Raw genomic sequence first — 14,223 nt, 5'->3', positions numbered from 1 at the left:
CCCTAATATTGCCTTACCATTATTTAGTAACTCTAGGTTCATATTGTTCTTTACTCTTATCACAAAGTAGCGGTCTTGCTGTTCATTTAATCTCTTAATGCATTTTAGCTTAGCAAACCCTCTATCCATTACCCCCACTCCATTTTCTGGTATTGCTGCTTATGAAAAAATCGCCGAAAAGCTCCAAAACTATACCAATCTCCAGATCGGTGACTTCGGCTGCGGTGAAGCCAAACTAGCCGAATTACTTCCCAATCATCTCTAAAAAAAACAGTGCGAAATATTTTTGCATATCGCCGCTTTGTACCAATATGCAAAAATATTTTGGGGATTTTAAGCCTGTAATACACGCTTAGCAACTTCTTGATATGCCTCAGCGACATTGCCCAAATCTTGGCGAAACCGATCTTTGTCGAGGATGCGATCGCTGGGGTCGGCAATATTTTGATCCCAGAGGCGGCAGGTATCAGGACTGATTTCATCCGCAAGGAGAAGTTTACCTTGATGGTCAATGCCCATTTCCACCTTGAAATCCACCAAAATTAGATCGCAACGTTTAAAAAATTCTTGCAAATGCTGATTAATACTGAGAGCAATCTGTTTGAGTTGCGTCACCTGCTCAGGGGTGGCGAGTTCTAGCATTTCAATGTGGGCATCGGTAATTAAAGGATCGCCCAATTCATCATTTTTATAGAAAAATTCCACCAATGGCTGTTTGAGGAGCTGCCCCTGCTCTAACCCTAGCCTTTTGCAAATACTTCCTGCGGCAATATTTCTAACTACAACCTCGATTGGCAATATTTTGACGGCAATTACTTCCATCTCATGGGGAGAAATTTGCTGAATGAAATGGGTGGCAATGCCTTGAGATTCTAAATATTGGAATATACGGGAGGCGATCGCACAGTTCATTTCGCCTTTATGGGCGATCGTGCCTTTTTTCAGGGCATTAAATGCAGTTGCATCGTCCTTGTATTGTGACCGCAAAATCTGCGGATCGTCAGTTGTAAATAGAATTTTGGCTTTGCCTTCGTAGAGTTTGGTTCCACTCATTGGATCTGCTTATGGGTTAATATGCCTAGTTGATGTGACTATTTTATAGCGCTTTGCGCTGACTTAAAAACTAGAAAAGTTTCGCGCTGCGAAACTTTTAGGATGTTTTTGGATTCTTTCTTTGGAGAGAGCGCTAATCTTCTTTACTTTCCAAATTTTCTAAACTTTCTAATGAGGTGGGAGAGCCATAGATTAAATCGGGGCGGGTGCGCCATAGAAAGCTAACCACAGCAAGGGTGATCATTGCTTCGCCGATGCCAATCATCAAATGCCAAGTCAGCATTGCGGTCATGGCGACAGCAAGGGGGACAGTATCAGAAATGGCAAGCAAAATAGCACAAATTGCGGCGGCAACCACAACGCTCAACCATGAGGCGATCGCGGTGCTAACACTCATGCCCAACCAAGTATGCCTCCCCAAGAGATTGCGTAGCAGTCGATAGAGATAGTAACCGCCAAAAGTGCCAACCAATCCCATGATCGTAATATTGGCTCCCAATGCTGTCAGCCCTCCATCTTGAAAAACCACTGTTTGCACAATAAAAACCACTGCCATTACTAATGAACCTGCCCAAGGTCCCAGTAAAATTGCGGCAAGGGTTCCTCCCATTAAGTGTCCAGATGTGCCACCAACAATTGGGAAGTTGATCATCTGTGCTGCAAAGATGAAAGCGGCGCTGACCCCCATTAAAGGGACAGTGCGTTCTTGATATTCTGATTGAACTTGGGTCAAGGAAAGGGCAATTAAAATAATCGCGATCGCGCCTGTAATAAGACTAACGGGCAGGCTGAGGTAGCCATCGGGGATATGCAGTGCTAAATGGATATGTGGGGAAAGCATTCTGGTTTGCCAAATGTTTGGTTATTTTGTGTTTTGTTGGTATTTCTTAGATTACCACCTTGGGAATTGCCGAATAAAAGATGAGACAGGGGCATATCCTGACGCGCTGCTTTGCGTTGGCTTACAGCACTTGGTGGCACTCAAGCCCAAAGATCCTAAGGATCTATATAAGCGGCACGGTGGATATCTCATCCCTGAGTGGGAGAGGAGTAAGCTCGATAATGGTGAAAGTCAGTGACGATCGCCGCGATCGCCTCCCTCATAAAAGGTGGCTCCTGTAATTGCCAGCAACCATACAGCAATGAAATTAAATGGGGAAGATGACCTTCACTGGCAATACATAGATGATCTAGGGTTTCTAGATCTGCAAAGGCTTGAGGGAGATGGTCAAGCCTTTGCTCAGGCGCAATCTGTGGGATTACCCTCGCTAACACTATCTGACGCAGCAACCTCAAAATATCGGGATTGATTTCTCCTTGGTGATCGCGCAAAGTCAATGTAGGCAGAACAAAATGGGGAAGTGTCCGCGAACTATGGAAGTTACGGGCTGAATCACTATTAAAGCCGTTTGTGTCAACATCATTGAGGACGGGAGACATAACTGGCAATGTATAGACAGTATGGCAAGGGAACTGCTGTAAATATTTAGCCCCCGCATCAAAAATTTGGTGTGCTTGCTCCTTAGATAAGCGATCGAGATTATCCAACAAAATGACTAGCCCCTTTCTACCCATCTGCTTCAAGCGCTCAATTTCTTTACCCACCAATTCTTCCGCCGCCATCGACAAATAGCTCTTTAATTTTGGCTCTAGGGGCGACTCTAGGTAATGCCGTAGCTGAAAGCGTTGTTGGCTATGTTTTTGGAGGAATTTGAGAATTTTGCTTAGCCTAGAAGTATAGCTGATTTCATCGCTATGACTTGAGTTATTGGTGGCAAGATTGCCCACTATGTCAGCATTAAGACGAATCTTTGCTCCAATTCTAGTGATCACATTGGGTAAATAGGACAGTGGCAAAGCCCCCTGACGCTCCATCTGTTGAGTCACCAGATATAACAGCAAAATCCAAATCTCTGTTACGCGCACATCACCTAAGGGCAAATACTCATCCGCCATACAGTAAATCACCACAAATCCTTGCTTCTCTAGGCTGCGCCTAAGGCGCAATAGCTCTGTAGTTTTGCCACTGCCGATCGCCCCCGTCAGAAATTGTAAGGTTGGACGGTTAGGCGACATGGCGATCCCCCTGCGTAATCGCTTTACAACATCATCGCCCCTTGCCTCACTTAGGTCGACATATACATTATGGTTTTGATTATGGTTTTGATTATAGTCTTGGCGATCGCCGCGATCTATACGGTTGGAGATTTCTGGAAGCTCCGCACTTAATTTGATCGGGTAAATACTATGGCTAGGATTGCAGGCTTGAAGCGGTAATGAATTTGGTGACAAGCTAACCAAGTTGCTAACCTCCAATTTTTGGAGTGATTTCAGATAATTATTTGGTAATTATAATTGGTTCTTTTGCTTAAGACCCAATAGTAAGGTCAGTTTATGAACTAGCCTTACTAGAAAAAGCGAATTTGCATCATTTTTGCATAAGCACTAAAATTGCAGAGAATATTACAAGGTATTTTAGGATCGGCAATCCCTATGGACTTGGAACTGTGGTAAGTTAGACTACTGCAAACATTTTAGAAATAGTTTCTGAAAACTATTTTCGGCAACGAGCAACAATAACAATGCTCCTCTAAATGTTGCCCCAAAAATCCTCAATAAGTTTATTAATATGGCAGAAATTACAACCCAACAAATTCAAGAACTCCGCGCCCGCACTGGTGCAGGTATCAAAGATTGCAAAGCGGCGCTGGTAGACTCCGAAGGCGATTTCACCAAAGCAACTGAATATCTAAGACAAAAAGGCTTAGCCTCTGCGGTCAAAAAAGCCAGTCGGGCGGCGACTGAAGGCATTGTCCATAGCTACATTCACTTTGGCAGTCGGATCGGTGTCCTAGTGGAAGTTAATTGTGAAACTGATTTTGTCGCTCGCCGTGAAGAACTCAAAGAACTAGCTGATAGCGTAGCTAAGCAGATTGCCGCTTGTCCTAATGTCGAATATGTCAGTGTTGCTGATATTCCTGCGGAATTTGTCGAAAAGGAAAAGCAAGTTGAATCAGGTAAGGAAGACTTGGCAAGCAAACCTGCTGCAATCCGTGACAAGATTGTATTAGGACGCATTGAGAAGCGTCTTAAAGAATTATGCTTGCTAGATCAGCCATACATCAAAGATCAAAGCATTACTGTAGATGAGTTGGTTAAACAAACTGGTGCAAAATTGAGCGAAAACGTGAAGGTACGTCGCTTTGTGCGCTTTGTCGTTGGCGAAGATCTAAGCGCTGAGTAACTCTTAGCAATGAGGAATTTTTGATCGGCGCAAAGCCACACTCAAAAATTCCTCTACAAAATCTTATCAATAGGCTGTAATGATGCTGGCAAGAATTGAAAAAGATATTCAGGATATTCAACAGGCGATCGCTGATGTCAGCAGTCGCATTGATACGATCCATCTGGAATATGCCCAGGCGATCGCCAAGGCAGTCCAGCAGCAAGTATTATTGGCGGCATTTAAATTTTGTACCCATGAGCGCCCCACCGCGTTTCTGGCATTGTCTCTATCAGAACGCCAGCAATTGCAAGAGCATTTGCGCCAAAGGATCAAAGCTCTTAGTGAAGAGATGCAACAGGCGCTAGAGCAATGCGATCGCCGCGAACGTGATGACCAAAACAACCTCGATACATTGCTAGGCAATTGCTTAAATGCCACGATGACTGCACTCAATCAGTTATTGGTGGAACATAAAATTTTGGAATCGGTAGAGGCGGCGACAAATCAAAAGGAGCAAAAGCCATCTCAGCCGCAGATGAGCATTCGCTTAGCCGAAATTGAGTTTACTGATCGCTATGTCATGTCCTATCGCGGCGAACTGCGAGTCTTGTCTGCAAGGCTAAATCATCTACACAATGAGCTAGATAAGAAATATCATCAAAAAACTATTGCTGAAGCAGAGCTGGCATGGCGATCAGCATGGGTGGAATAGTGATAGAGGGGCGACGCTTTGCGCCGCCCCTCTAATATCATTGGTTTAAAAGTTAAAGAACTAAAAAACTATGAGCAAAGGTCGGGTGGTGTACCGTGAGTTTGGCATTGATGAACAACCTGAAGAAGACAGGACAGATCTACCGCCACAACAGCAAAATGTGCGGGTACAGGTGACAAGACACGGTAAGGGGGGCAAAACCGTCACAGAGGTTACGGGCTTTCAAACCACCGAGGAAATACTCACCAAGCTCACCAAGCAACTTAAAAATCAATGTGGATCGGGCGGTACTTGTAAGGAGCAAGCGATCGAGATCCAAGGCGATCACAGTCAAAAAATCTTACAAATCCTGCTCAGCTTAGGCTACAAAGCCAAAATTAGTGGTAAATAAGTGGCATAAGCCAGCGCAAAACGCTCTAGCCCATTTGTTAATTTGTTTTAAGTTATATGGCGATCGCTGCATGGAATGTAAACCACTACGATAAACTTGGTTTTAAACATCCCGTGCCTAAATAGGTACATATATTGATTGGAGCAATAGCAATATGTCGCATGCAGTCAAAATTTATGACACCTGTATCGGCTGCACTCAATGTGTGCGTGCCTGTCCTTGTGATGTTTTGGAAATGGTTCCTTGGGATGGATGCAAAGCGGCTCAAATCGCTTCTTCTCCCCGTACCGAGGACTGCATTGGTTGCAAACGTTGCGAAACTGCTTGCCCCACTGACTTCCTAAGCGTCCGTGTCTATCTTGGTGCTGAAACTAGCCGCAGCATGGGTCTAACTTATTAATTACGAATTGAGCAATTACGAATTAGGAACTCTTAATTCTGGGTTGCTAGATTTTAAATTATTAAATAAGCTAGATTCTCGTTTTCTTTTTTTTTAATAAGTGCAATTATTCTTTATCCTGCATTTAAACTTACAAAATAGACTGTGGCGCTTAGCGTTGCAGTCTATTTTGTATGGACTATATTTTTTATGCTAACTATTCTCGATCGCCTACCCGATGGTTTACTAGACCTTGATGCTGATCAACTTTTTGCAGTTTTAAAACAACCGACCCTAATTCATTTGCAAGGCGATCGCCAACCGTCTTTATTCGTGTCAATTCTGCTGCATGGTAATGAAACAACGAGTTGGTTAGCAATGCGTGAATTACTTCGCAAATATCAGAACTACAACCAAAATCAAAGATTACCGCGATCGCTGTCCTTGTTTATTGGCAATGTGGAAGCGGCTCAGCAAAGGCAAAGACATTTGGCACATCAGCCCGACTATAACCGCATCTGGCAAATGTCGCCGCAGCCATTGCCAGAGCAAATCATGGCGCAACAGGTGATCGCGGCAATGCGATCGCGGGGTGTGTTTGCCAGCATCGATATTCATAACAATACGGGGCGCAATCCTCATTACGGTTGCATCACGCGCCTAGATCGTGACTCATTGCAGTTGGCGCGACTATTTGATCGCAATGTGGTCTATTACACCAGCCCCAAAACAGTTCAGTCTTTTGCCTTTGGTGAGTTCTGCCCCGCGATCGTGGTGGAATGCGGACAGCCCGACTTGCCTGATGGCACTGCCCACGCCTTGGCATATGTGGAAACCTGTTTAAATTTAGAAAGCTTTGCCAATTTGCCCGAATCCGCGATCGCCGATATCAATCTCTTTCACACAGTAGCGATCGTCAAAATCCCCCCAGAACTTAACTTTAGTTTTTGTGCCAACCCAAACGATGACATCACCTTTCCTGCGGCGATGGATGAGTTGAATTTTTGCGAATTACCCATTGGCACAACATTCGGCAAGGTCAAAACTGAGAATGCCTATTTACTAGCGATTGGGGAAGATGGGGTAGAAAAAAGCGAGCGCTTTTTTGCAATCCAAGATGGTGAAATTATTCTCAAAAAGTCCGTAATGCCTTCGATGCTCACATTAAATGAGGCGATCGTGCGCCAAGATTGCCTGTGTTACCTGATGGAGAGACTCACAAGCTAGATGGTATCCCGATGTGATGGTTGTGCCTCGCCCGATCGCTTTGCAGGAGGGGTGATCGGATACTGTCACAGAGCCGATCTTGATTGTGGAAGTGCTATCAAAGTCCACCAAAAACTATGATCGCGGTGAAAAATTTGCCGATTATCTCAGTATTCCTAGCTTTCAAGAATATCTACTGATTGACCAAACCAAACCCCATGTTGAGCATTATCTAAAACAGGGCGCTAATCAATGGCTTCTCAGGGAATATTCACAGTTAGAAAATCAACTGCAATTATCATCGTTGGGGAGCGAGCTTAGTTTGGCAGAAATTTATGAAAATGTGGAATTTTAAGCATTTCTAACAAGAATCGATTTGACAAACTTATTGATTACGCTCTGCTTGATTACGCTCCGCCCTTTTGCGTTCTAACTTGTCAGACTCGTAGGACAGGCTATAACCAATCAGGCGATCTATCATCTTTTCCTGTTGTTTACCTCTCTGTATAAGTAACTCGATATCTTGGCGATCGCGAATTTGATCTTCTTGGATGCTTCTCTGCACTGTCGCCAACTGCTTAGTTTGCTCAATTAAAAGCAAAATATCTTCATGATTTCGATTAATACCTTCGCGATCGCGTAACTGGCTTTCTTGATACCGCAACTGGCTTTCCTGTAATTCCCTCTGGACTGCCAGCATATGGGTAATTAGCGCCTGCATCTCTTCAAAAGTCATATTCACACCCTTTAAATATCATATCTAAATATCATAGCGACCGCTTGTAATCATTCTGCCCCCAAAAATCATGGCAGCGATACCGATAAATACTTCAGCTAGTGAAGTTGGTGTAATGATAATCACGCCGCCCATGAATATCAGAACAATCGATAGGAAAAGCATCACTAAACCTGCATTGCGGCTGCTGCCACTACCAAACAAATATGTGCAAATTCCCCCAATCAACAAAATAATACTTCCGCCTGCGGCGATGCCCCGAAATGTAAAAAATGAGATTCGTGATGTGAAAATAATATTTTGTCCAATAAACCAGAATCCCCAAAAGAACAGTCCCAAGCCGATCAAGCGAATCATTTTTTACTCCCTGACAGTTGTTAAACTCAGAATATCACAAATTTTTATTGCTTTTACCACTATTTTCGCATTATGACAATCAACAATTGTCCTTCCCCTAACTATGCCTCAACCAAATCAAATCTGCCACAGGTTGGCAATTGCTGATAAATCATTCATACATTGTTGACACTATCTGCCAAAGGGAAACTTAAAAGGTAACGGCTTAACTAATGCCAACTCAGCCACCATCTGACCATGCAAATGCCCGTTAGTTGCCAGCAACCTGCCCGAATTAGGAACATGATCGCTGCCATCATAGGCAGTCACCAAACCACCCGCCTCACGCACCAACACCACCCCCGCCGCCAAGTCCCATAGCGATAGTCCCCGCTCCCAATAACCATCTAAGCGCCCACAGGCAACATAGGCAAGATCCATCGCCGCCGATCCACCGCGCCGCACCCCTTGGGTCAGATGGGTAAAATGGCAAAATTCAGCATAATTATTATCTTCAACGAGGGTGCGATCGTAGGCGAAGCCAGTAACTAACAGACTGCGCGTGAGTTCTGAAGTCTTAGAAACACGCATCGGCAAGCGGTTACGGGTTGCCCCTAAGCCTGTTGCCGCCCGAAAAATTTCATCGCGGAAGGGATCGTACACCGCGCCCACAGAGGGAATACCATCAATGAGCAAGGCGATCGATACCGATGAGAAGGGATATTGATGGGCAAAATTAGTTGTGCCATCAAGGGGATCGATCGCCCATAAAAATCGGCTTTGTTGATTGCCCAAAACACCCGACTCCTCGGCCAAAATGCCATGCTCAGGGAAATGTCTTTGCAAGATTTGCAGCACCATCGCCTCCGACTCTTTATCGGCGATCGTCACCAAATCTCCTGGGCGTTTTTCGGTAACTTCCTGTAAATTCCCCCAATAAAATTTAAGAATTGCCCCCGCGGCACAGGCAGCCTCGGTCGCAACGTCTAAAAATGCTTGCAACTGGGCTTCGCTAATATCACTTGGCAAAGAAAGAGCCAGATTATTCATAGTTAATTTCAATATGTAGCGATAATTATTATGAAGCTTTGTGAAACCAAATTCAGATTTTTGATGGCGCTTTTTGAGCAATCACCAGATCGGATGGGTTGATTATGACGCGATCGCTGCGAGAATATAATTGGCTAGTTATGTAAAGTTTATTTAGCAATTCTTTATAAATTGTTACCTTAAAGCCATCTACAAAGATATCAACAATTACTAAAATCATTCTCAACCTTGTCAATAGCCATCCATGAAGCCATCTTGGAAAATATCCCTAATTGCCGCTATTCCCATCTTTGCCACCTCAGGATTTAGCGTCCAAGCTGCTGCCGCCGCCACCTCAACACCTTCAAATTCTCCTGAAAAGACTCAATCCCAAGAGGCTGAAGAACTTTGTGGTAAGCCAACACTAGATGAATTATTGCAGCATCAGGTCAAGCAGGGCGAAACCCTTGAATCGATCGCCAAGCAATACAATCTTAAAACTGCCACCCTCATGGGCATGAATCCAGACGTGCGGGATGGAACTGTTGAAGTGGGGCAGACCTTAGCGATCGCACCCATGGATGGGTTGGTATATCGTTTCAAAAACGAAGAAAATTACACAACCGTTGCCAAAAAATATAATGTTCGGGCTGATGTACTTTTTGAGCGCAACGGCTGTCAACGCCGTCCCAAGGTCGTGTTTGTACCTGGGGCAGTCTGGAAACCCGATCCTGTGCCATTTAAACCACCAGCGATCGCCCATAATGAAAACTCCACCACCATCTTTCAATCAGGCGGCTATCCCCTACCCTACCCCGTCCCCGTCACCTCCAATTATGGATGGCGCATGAACCCAGTTACCGCGATTTGGTCATTTCATAGCGGCATTGACCTCGGCGCAGGCTTCGGCACACCCGTCCTTGCCGCCAAATCAGGGTTTGTCGAATTTGCAGGTTGGGGTGGTGGCTATGGCAACCTCATCGAGCTTAATCATGGCGCTTCAGGCACTCGCTACGCCCACCTCGAAGCCATTTACGTCTACCAAGGGCAGAGAGTGGCTCAAGGTCAACAAATAGGCGCTGTCGGCTCCACAGGACGCTCCACAGGTCCGCACCTGCATTTTGAAATTCTCGCCCCATCTGGTGATGGCTGGATTGCCCTCGACCCCGCCCCCTATCTCAATCGCATTGCCTCAGTCGCCCCCTACCTATCACTATTGCAGCGCTTTGTCCTATCATAAAAAACCCGCAAAAGACCTGTGATCAGCGCTTGTACATCTTCAGCGCTAATTGAGAAATCCCTATATCCCTGTCCCCATCAAGGGCTAGCATGGCAGCGTACTGCTAGTCCTTGATTTTTAGCATGTATTTTTAGCCTGAGAGGAGAGTATGCAACTTGAATTGTTAAGAAGTGTTATAAAGGAAAGGCTATAGACAACGCAATGCTTCAAAATGTTCTAGTAATCATTGCTTTGACAAAAGAAACCTGCCATTGCAATAATCACTTTTGTGATCAAGTTATCTTCCATAAGGTATAACTTAAACAAGTGGTTCTGCATGGTAGCTATCACATAAACCGTTTTTATTCACATTTTTGATTGGAGAAAATTAAATGAGCGTAGTCACGAAGTCCATCGTGAATGCAGATGCTGAAGCACGTTACCTCAGCCCTGGTGAATTAGATCGCATTAAGGGCTTTGTAAGCTCTGGTGAGCGCCGTCTTCGCATTGCCCAAACCTTGACCGAATCCCGCGAACGTATCGTTAAGCAAGCTGGCGATCAACTTTTCCAAAAGCGCCCTGACGTTGTTTCTCCTGGTGGAAATGCCTATGGTGAGCAAATGACCGCAACCTGCTTGCGTGATCTCGACTACTATCTCCGCCTAATCACCTACGGAGTCGTATCTGGTGACGTTACCCCCATCGAAGAAATTGGTCTAGTCGGCGTTAAGGAAATGTACAACTCCTTGGGTACTCCAATTCCTGCCGTTGCTGAAGGTGTACGTGGTTTGAAAAATGCTGCTGCTGCCTTGCTATCTGGTGAAGATGCAGCCGAAGCTGGTTACTACTTCGATTACGTTATCGGTGCAATGCAGTAATAACGATTGGATGACTGATTGAAATTACCAATCAGCCAATCTTTTTTACCCGTTGACTTTCTTTAAAAACAGAATTTAATTCATTCAGAATTCTGAATCGCTGATTCAAAAAACTAATTGCAAACCTAAAGAATATACAAAAATGCAAGACGCAATTACCTCCGTCATTAATTCTTCTGATGTTCAAGGCAAGTACCTTGATGCTGCTTCCCTAGAAAAGCTAAAGGGCTACTTCGCTACTGGTGAACTTCGTGTGCGTGCTTCCGCCGCGATCGCCGCTAACTCTGCCACCATTGTCAAGGAAGCTGTTGCTAAGTCCTTGTTGTACTCGGATGTCACCCGTCCCGGTGGCAATATGTACACCACTCGTCGCTACGCAGCTTGTATTCGTGACCTCGACTACTACCTCCGCTATGCCACCTACGCTATGTTGGCTGGCGATGCTTCGATCCTTGATGAGCGCGTACTCAATGGCTTGAAAGAAACCTACAACTCCCTTGGAGTACCTGTAGTTTCCACCATTCAAGCAATTCAAGCTATCAAAGAAGTAGCAGCTAGCATCGTTGGTTCTGATGCTGGTAAAGAGCTAGGCATCTACCTTGATTACATCAGCTCTGGCTTGAGCTAATTGTTCTGAACTGATTGCTTGTATAGCAAAATGATTTATTTTTGGAAATTAATTAATTTTGTAAACAAATTTAATTAATTTTTAGTTGATAACTCTAAAGCGGCGGTGGTAGGTGTTTTTTTGCTCCTATCACGCCGCTAACCTATATATCAAGCAATTAGTTTCTGATTTCACTGCGTCATCTCGGCGTATTTCTTTGAATTAACCTTTAAAATAACAAGCTCTGAAGGAGATTGCCGCAATGCGGACTTTTAAAATCACCGCTTGTGTACCTAGCCAAACCCGCATTCGTACACAGCGCGAGTTGCAAAATACCTATTTCACAAAGTTAGTCCCTTACGACAATTGGTTTGCTGAACAGCAACGCATCATGAAAATGGGCGGAAAAATTGTCAAGGTTGAACTAGCAACTGGTAGACAAGGCACAAATACTGGTTTGCTTTAATCAACAATCAAAACAACAGAAAAGAGGGTAGCGCAAAGCGCTGCCCTCTTTTTGTTATAGCTATTGACGATCAAAATGCTTCTTAGGGTATATCTCAAAAAAATGTTTATCGTGATACAGTTTATTCAAGGTAGTTAAAGTATTGTTACGTTGTATTGACATAGTGGCTTTTATCTACTGTCAAGAGACAACAATATGTCAGCTAATGTGATTATTTGATCCGCAGAAGAGGTACTTATGAGTGATTTACCTGTTGAGAAGCAATTTACCCACATGGTATTTTGTCAGCAAATCCAAAATATTGATCTAGAGTCTGCTAAACAGTTACTTTCGGATCTGCATATGCTCTATTTAGGTCAGCAAGCCTTGATGGTAAAGATTGCTAAGCAAGAACTTTTGGGGGGGATGTAATTTTTTGAGTAATCCTAATCCATAAAGATAGCTAAAAGCGGCGCTTCGCGCCGCTTTTAACTGTTTTAGTGGTTTCTAATTCGCGCAAAGTGCTGTACTAGCTTCGATTAATTGGCAGTTGCTTGAGGCTAACTGCTCTAGGCTAATAGGAAATTTACTGCACTAAATAGATCAGGGCAAATATGACTAGGATGATATTTTTCTGATTGATGCTGATTGCGGATACCACTGAGAACAGCGATCGCTGGTATGTTGTAGCTTTGAGCAGCGTAAATATCGGCCTCAGTATCGCCGATCATCCATTGTTGGGACGCTGGCGGTAAGGTTTGCTGTGCTTGCTGCATCAATTTGGGTTTGTCCTGTGTATCTACGGTTTTAACATAGTCATCATCTAAACAAAAAATGCGATCACTATTAAAAAAGCGCCTTAAATTATATTGATCCAGCACAGGTTCTAGTTCGCGCCGCCGCCGCATGGTCATTACCGCTAGATCTATGCCTGCTTGTTGGGCTTTCTCGAGGGCAGGGATAGCACTAGGAATTAGGCGATCGTGGGCGAAGTAAGGATGGGTATGGACGGTGGCACGACGCAGGTGGGCGAAGGCAATCGCTTGTTTCTCGTCTTCAAAGCCAGAGATGATGGCTATTTCTTTTTCGGGGACTTGCGATCGCTTTAATTCCCAGAATTCAGCTTTTGATAAAGTTTTTATAGACTGATCCTGTTGGCGAATTTTTTGGACGCAGTATAAATAGACTTGATAATAGCGCTCTGACACATCCATGATTGGACCATCAAAGTCAGTAAATATTCGCTTTTGCATAATCTCTTTCCACTATGAAATGAGCTTTAGTCACTTCATTGCCAGTTACCATAATGATTCAAAATTTTTTCGATTAAATCCTGTTGATTTTGGCAATTGGCTGGATAGGTTAAATACAGCCCGCCAATTTGACTGCCCAAATAGTTAAATTCGCGATCGCCTTGCCACACAAGCTCAACATTTACACCATCAACTTGCTCAAGGTGAGAGGCTAACTCGCGATACATGGCTAGGGTGATTTCAGGGGCATAGGTAATGAGGTGGCGATCGCCTTGATTACCACTTAGAAGATTTTGATCAATTTCCCCACTAAGCACTTTCTAATTCCTGTTTTTCTAGAATCTTGTTAATTGTTTGATTAATTGGTGGTGTGCCGATCATACAGCAGTTGACCTCATCAATACAGACCTTTCCCCATTGCAAAGCCCAGCGCACTAGGGCAACCCGATTGTCAGTTTGAGTTTTGGTGAGAATATTGCTAATGTGATTATCTACGGTACGTTTGCTAATTGCCAACTGCAAGGCTATATCTTGATTGGTAAGACCCGCAGCCACTAACTCAATGACTTGTAGCTCTCTTTCAGAAAGGGCTATGGATAGGTTCGTAATTGTAGGAGGTTTGGATTCGGCAGGATTGGTCATGGTAACGGAGGTTATTTGCGCCAAGTTTTTAGGAATGCACTTATGTTGGCGGTTAGCTAATAAGTATAATTTCTTATTTGAGCTTGTGTCAATGTAATTCAGATTGTTTTA

22 protein-coding genes and 1 pseudogene are annotated in these 14,223 nt (G+C 44.1%); 12 read left to right on the top strand and 11 right to left on the bottom strand.

The genetic code is table 11. The annotated features are described in order from the left end of the window. A pseudogene (locus H6F44_RS23160) lies at positions 1 to 159 on the bottom strand (transposase); the annotation flags it as partial. On the opposite strand from H6F44_RS23160, the gene H6F44_RS10930 reads away from it, so the two are divergent. Then, positions 98 to 265: a hypothetical protein gene (locus H6F44_RS10930; RefSeq protein ID WP_190350988.1), complete on the top strand. Its 168-nt coding sequence runs from the start codon at positions 98 to 100 to the stop codon at positions 263 to 265. The pseudogene H6F44_RS23160 and the gene H6F44_RS10930 overlap by 62 nt on opposite strands. A 68-nt stretch (positions 266 to 333) precedes the next feature. Here H6F44_RS10930 and purC read toward each other — a convergent pair whose 3' ends face one another. The 3 genes from purC to H6F44_RS10915 all read right to left on the bottom strand — a co-directional run bounded on the left by purC (position 334) and on the right by H6F44_RS10915 (position 3,354). Beyond that, a complete protein-coding gene (gene purC, locus H6F44_RS10925) occupies positions 334 to 1,053 on the bottom strand; it encodes a phosphoribosylaminoimidazolesuccinocarboxamide synthase (protein WP_190350987.1) in 720 nt (239 codons plus the stop codon). Between the two features lie 133 nt (positions 1,054 to 1,186). Beyond that, positions 1,187 to 1,894 carry an energy-coupling factor ABC transporter permease gene (locus H6F44_RS10920; protein ID WP_190350986.1) on the bottom strand — a complete coding sequence of 236 codons (708 nt, stop codon included), beginning with the start codon at positions 1,892 to 1,894 and terminating at the stop codon, positions 1,187 to 1,189. Between the two features lie 188 nt (positions 1,895 to 2,082). Then, positions 2,083 to 3,354 carry an ATP-binding protein gene (locus H6F44_RS10915; protein ID WP_190350985.1) on the bottom strand — a complete coding sequence of 424 codons (1,272 nt, stop codon included), beginning with the start codon at positions 3,352 to 3,354 and terminating at the stop codon, positions 2,083 to 2,085. Positions 3,355 to 3,682: 328 nt separating this feature from the next. On the opposite strand from H6F44_RS10915, the gene tsf reads away from it, so the two are divergent. From tsf to H6F44_RS10885, 6 genes are all read left to right on the top strand, one after another. After that, positions 3,683 to 4,297 carry a translation elongation factor Ts gene (gene tsf / locus H6F44_RS10910; protein ID WP_190350984.1) on the top strand — a complete coding sequence of 205 codons (615 nt, stop codon included), beginning with the start codon at positions 3,683 to 3,685 and terminating at the stop codon, positions 4,295 to 4,297. A gap of 79 nt (positions 4,298 to 4,376) precedes the next feature. Next, complete coding sequence (locus H6F44_RS10905; protein WP_190350983.1) at positions 4,377 to 4,991, top strand: hypothetical protein; 615 nt, start codon at positions 4,377 to 4,379, stop codon at positions 4,989 to 4,991. A gap of 70 nt (positions 4,992 to 5,061) precedes the next feature. Then, entirely contained in the window at positions 5,062 to 5,382 is a 321-nt protein-coding gene (locus tag H6F44_RS10900) for a translation initiation factor (RefSeq protein ID WP_190350982.1), read from the top strand. Positions 5,383 to 5,536: 154 nt separating this feature from the next. Further along, positions 5,537 to 5,782: a photosystem I iron-sulfur center protein PsaC gene (psaC, locus tag H6F44_RS10895; RefSeq protein ID WP_009628656.1), complete on the top strand. Its 246-nt coding sequence runs from the start codon at positions 5,537 to 5,539 to the stop codon at positions 5,780 to 5,782. 144 nt (positions 5,783 to 5,926) lie between these two features. After that, positions 5,927 to 6,988, top strand: a complete 1,062-nt coding sequence (locus H6F44_RS10890) for a M14 family metallopeptidase (protein WP_322096204.1) — start codon at positions 5,927 to 5,929, stop codon at positions 6,986 to 6,988. A gap of 79 nt (positions 6,989 to 7,067) precedes the next feature. Continuing rightward, entirely contained in the window at positions 7,068 to 7,322 is a 255-nt protein-coding gene (locus H6F44_RS10885) for a Uma2 family endonuclease (protein WP_242016531.1), read from the top strand. Positions 7,323 to 7,352: 30 nt separating this feature from the next. On the opposite strand, the gene H6F44_RS10880 is transcribed toward H6F44_RS10885, so the two are convergent. The 4 genes from H6F44_RS10880 to H6F44_RS10865 all read right to left on the bottom strand — a co-directional run bounded on the left by H6F44_RS10880 (position 7,353) and on the right by H6F44_RS10865 (position 9,309). Beyond that, complete coding sequence (locus H6F44_RS10880) at positions 7,353 to 7,703, bottom strand: hypothetical protein (RefSeq protein ID WP_190350980.1); 351 nt, start codon at positions 7,701 to 7,703, stop codon at positions 7,353 to 7,355. Positions 7,704 to 7,727: 24 nt separating this feature from the next. Then, positions 7,728 to 8,060: a hypothetical protein gene (locus H6F44_RS10875; RefSeq protein ID WP_190350979.1), complete on the bottom strand. Its 333-nt coding sequence runs from the start codon at positions 8,058 to 8,060 to the stop codon at positions 7,728 to 7,730. Between the two features lie 171 nt (positions 8,061 to 8,231). After that, positions 8,232 to 9,089 (bottom strand): inositol monophosphatase family protein, encoded by an 858-nt coding sequence (locus H6F44_RS10870; protein WP_190350978.1) that lies wholly within the window; start codon positions 9,087 to 9,089, stop codon positions 8,232 to 8,234. Between the two features lie 52 nt (positions 9,090 to 9,141). Next, complete coding sequence (locus H6F44_RS10865; protein WP_190350977.1) at positions 9,142 to 9,309, bottom strand: hypothetical protein; 168 nt, start codon at positions 9,307 to 9,309, stop codon at positions 9,142 to 9,144. Between the two features lie 24 nt (positions 9,310 to 9,333). On the opposite strand from H6F44_RS10865, the gene H6F44_RS10860 reads away from it, so the two are divergent. From H6F44_RS10860 to H6F44_RS10840, 5 genes are all read left to right on the top strand, one after another. Next, positions 9,334 to 10,308, top strand: coding sequence for a LysM peptidoglycan-binding domain-containing M23 family metallopeptidase (locus H6F44_RS10860; RefSeq protein ID WP_190350976.1), 975 nt, complete (start codon positions 9,334 to 9,336; stop codon positions 10,306 to 10,308). 371 nt (positions 10,309 to 10,679) lie between these two features. Beyond that, complete coding sequence (apcA, locus tag H6F44_RS10855; RefSeq protein ID WP_190350975.1) at positions 10,680 to 11,165, top strand: allophycocyanin subunit alpha; 486 nt, start codon at positions 10,680 to 10,682, stop codon at positions 11,163 to 11,165. Positions 11,166 to 11,307: 142 nt separating this feature from the next. Then, complete coding sequence (gene apcB, locus H6F44_RS10850) at positions 11,308 to 11,793, top strand: allophycocyanin subunit beta (RefSeq protein WP_190350974.1); 486 nt, start codon at positions 11,308 to 11,310, stop codon at positions 11,791 to 11,793. A gap of 241 nt (positions 11,794 to 12,034) precedes the next feature. After that, the gene (locus H6F44_RS10845; protein WP_190350973.1) at positions 12,035 to 12,238 is read left to right on the top strand and encodes a phycobilisome linker polypeptide; all 204 of its coding nucleotides are present in this window, start codon (positions 12,035 to 12,037) and stop codon (positions 12,236 to 12,238) included. A 237-nt stretch (positions 12,239 to 12,475) separates the two neighbouring features. Beyond that, a complete protein-coding gene (locus H6F44_RS10840; protein ID WP_190350972.1) occupies positions 12,476 to 12,649 on the top strand; it encodes a hypothetical protein in 174 nt (57 codons plus the stop codon). A 137-nt stretch (positions 12,650 to 12,786) separates the two neighbouring features. Here the strand turns inward: H6F44_RS10840 and H6F44_RS10835 are convergent, their stop codons facing one another. The 3 genes from H6F44_RS10835 to pedR are packed head-to-tail and all read right to left on the bottom strand — an operon-like array spanning position 12,787 to position 14,112. Continuing rightward, complete coding sequence (locus tag H6F44_RS10835) at positions 12,787 to 13,470, bottom strand: HAD family hydrolase (RefSeq protein ID WP_190350971.1); 684 nt, start codon at positions 13,468 to 13,470, stop codon at positions 12,787 to 12,789. Between the two features lie 35 nt (positions 13,471 to 13,505). Then, complete coding sequence (locus tag H6F44_RS10830; RefSeq protein WP_190350970.1) at positions 13,506 to 13,787, bottom strand: hypothetical protein; 282 nt, start codon at positions 13,785 to 13,787, stop codon at positions 13,506 to 13,508. After that, the gene (pedR, locus tag H6F44_RS10825; RefSeq protein WP_190350969.1) at positions 13,780 to 14,112 is read right to left on the bottom strand and encodes a photosynthetic electron transport-dependent transcriptional regulator PedR; all 333 of its coding nucleotides are present in this window, start codon (positions 14,110 to 14,112) and stop codon (positions 13,780 to 13,782) included. Before pedR ends, H6F44_RS10830 begins: the two co-directional genes overlap by 8 nt. Positions 14,113 to 14,223: the final 111 nt, after the last annotated feature.

The sequence above is a fragment of the Pseudanabaena cinerea FACHB-1277 genome (assembly GCF_014696345.1).
Lineage (GTDB): Bacteria > Cyanobacteriota > Cyanobacteriia > Pseudanabaenales > Pseudanabaenaceae > Pseudanabaena > Pseudanabaena cinerea.
This window is presented reverse-complemented; position numbering and strand designations above follow the sequence as displayed.

Coding starts and splice junctions, on each gene's coding strand:
- H6F44_RS10865 (WP_190350977.1), bottom strand. CDS start 9,309: ATGATTTTAGTAATTGTTGATATCTTTGTAGATGGCTTTAAGGTAACA.
- apcB (WP_190350974.1), top strand. CDS start 11,308: ATGCAAGACGCAATTACCTCCGTCATTAATTCTTCTGATGTTCAAGGC.
- H6F44_RS10880 (WP_190350980.1), bottom strand. CDS start 7,703: ATGACTTTTGAAGAGATGCAGGCGCTAATTACCCATATGCTGGCAGTC.
- H6F44_RS10840 (WP_190350972.1), top strand. CDS start 12,476: ATGAGTGATTTACCTGTTGAGAAGCAATTTACCCACATGGTATTTTGT.
- H6F44_RS10930 (WP_190350988.1), top strand. CDS start 98: ATGCATTTTAGCTTAGCAAACCCTCTATCCATTACCCCCACTCCATTT.
- H6F44_RS10875 (WP_190350979.1), bottom strand. CDS start 8,060: ATGATTCGCTTGATCGGCTTGGGACTGTTCTTTTGGGGATTCTGGTTT.
- H6F44_RS10905 (WP_190350983.1), top strand. CDS start 4,377: ATGATGCTGGCAAGAATTGAAAAAGATATTCAGGATATTCAACAGGCG.
- H6F44_RS10835 (WP_190350971.1), bottom strand. CDS start 13,470: ATGCAAAAGCGAATATTTACTGACTTTGATGGTCCAATCATGGATGTG.
- H6F44_RS10845 (WP_190350973.1), top strand. CDS start 12,035: ATGCGGACTTTTAAAATCACCGCTTGTGTACCTAGCCAAACCCGCATT.
- apcA (WP_190350975.1), top strand. CDS start 10,680: ATGAGCGTAGTCACGAAGTCCATCGTGAATGCAGATGCTGAAGCACGT.
- purC (WP_190350987.1), bottom strand. CDS start 1,053: ATGAGTGGAACCAAACTCTACGAAGGCAAAGCCAAAATTCTATTTACA.
- tsf (WP_190350984.1), top strand. CDS start 3,683: ATGGCAGAAATTACAACCCAACAAATTCAAGAACTCCGCGCCCGCACT.
- H6F44_RS10920 (WP_190350986.1), bottom strand. CDS start 1,894: ATGCTTTCCCCACATATCCATTTAGCACTGCATATCCCCGATGGCTAC.
- psaC (WP_009628656.1), top strand. CDS start 5,537: ATGTCGCATGCAGTCAAAATTTATGACACCTGTATCGGCTGCACTCAA.
- H6F44_RS10860 (WP_190350976.1), top strand. CDS start 9,334: ATGAAGCCATCTTGGAAAATATCCCTAATTGCCGCTATTCCCATCTTT.
- H6F44_RS10870 (WP_190350978.1), bottom strand. CDS start 9,089: ATGAATAATCTGGCTCTTTCTTTGCCAAGTGATATTAGCGAAGCCCAG.
- H6F44_RS10900 (WP_190350982.1), top strand. CDS start 5,062: ATGAGCAAAGGTCGGGTGGTGTACCGTGAGTTTGGCATTGATGAACAA.
- pedR (WP_190350969.1), bottom strand. CDS start 14,112: ATGACCAATCCTGCCGAATCCAAACCTCCTACAATTACGAACCTATCC.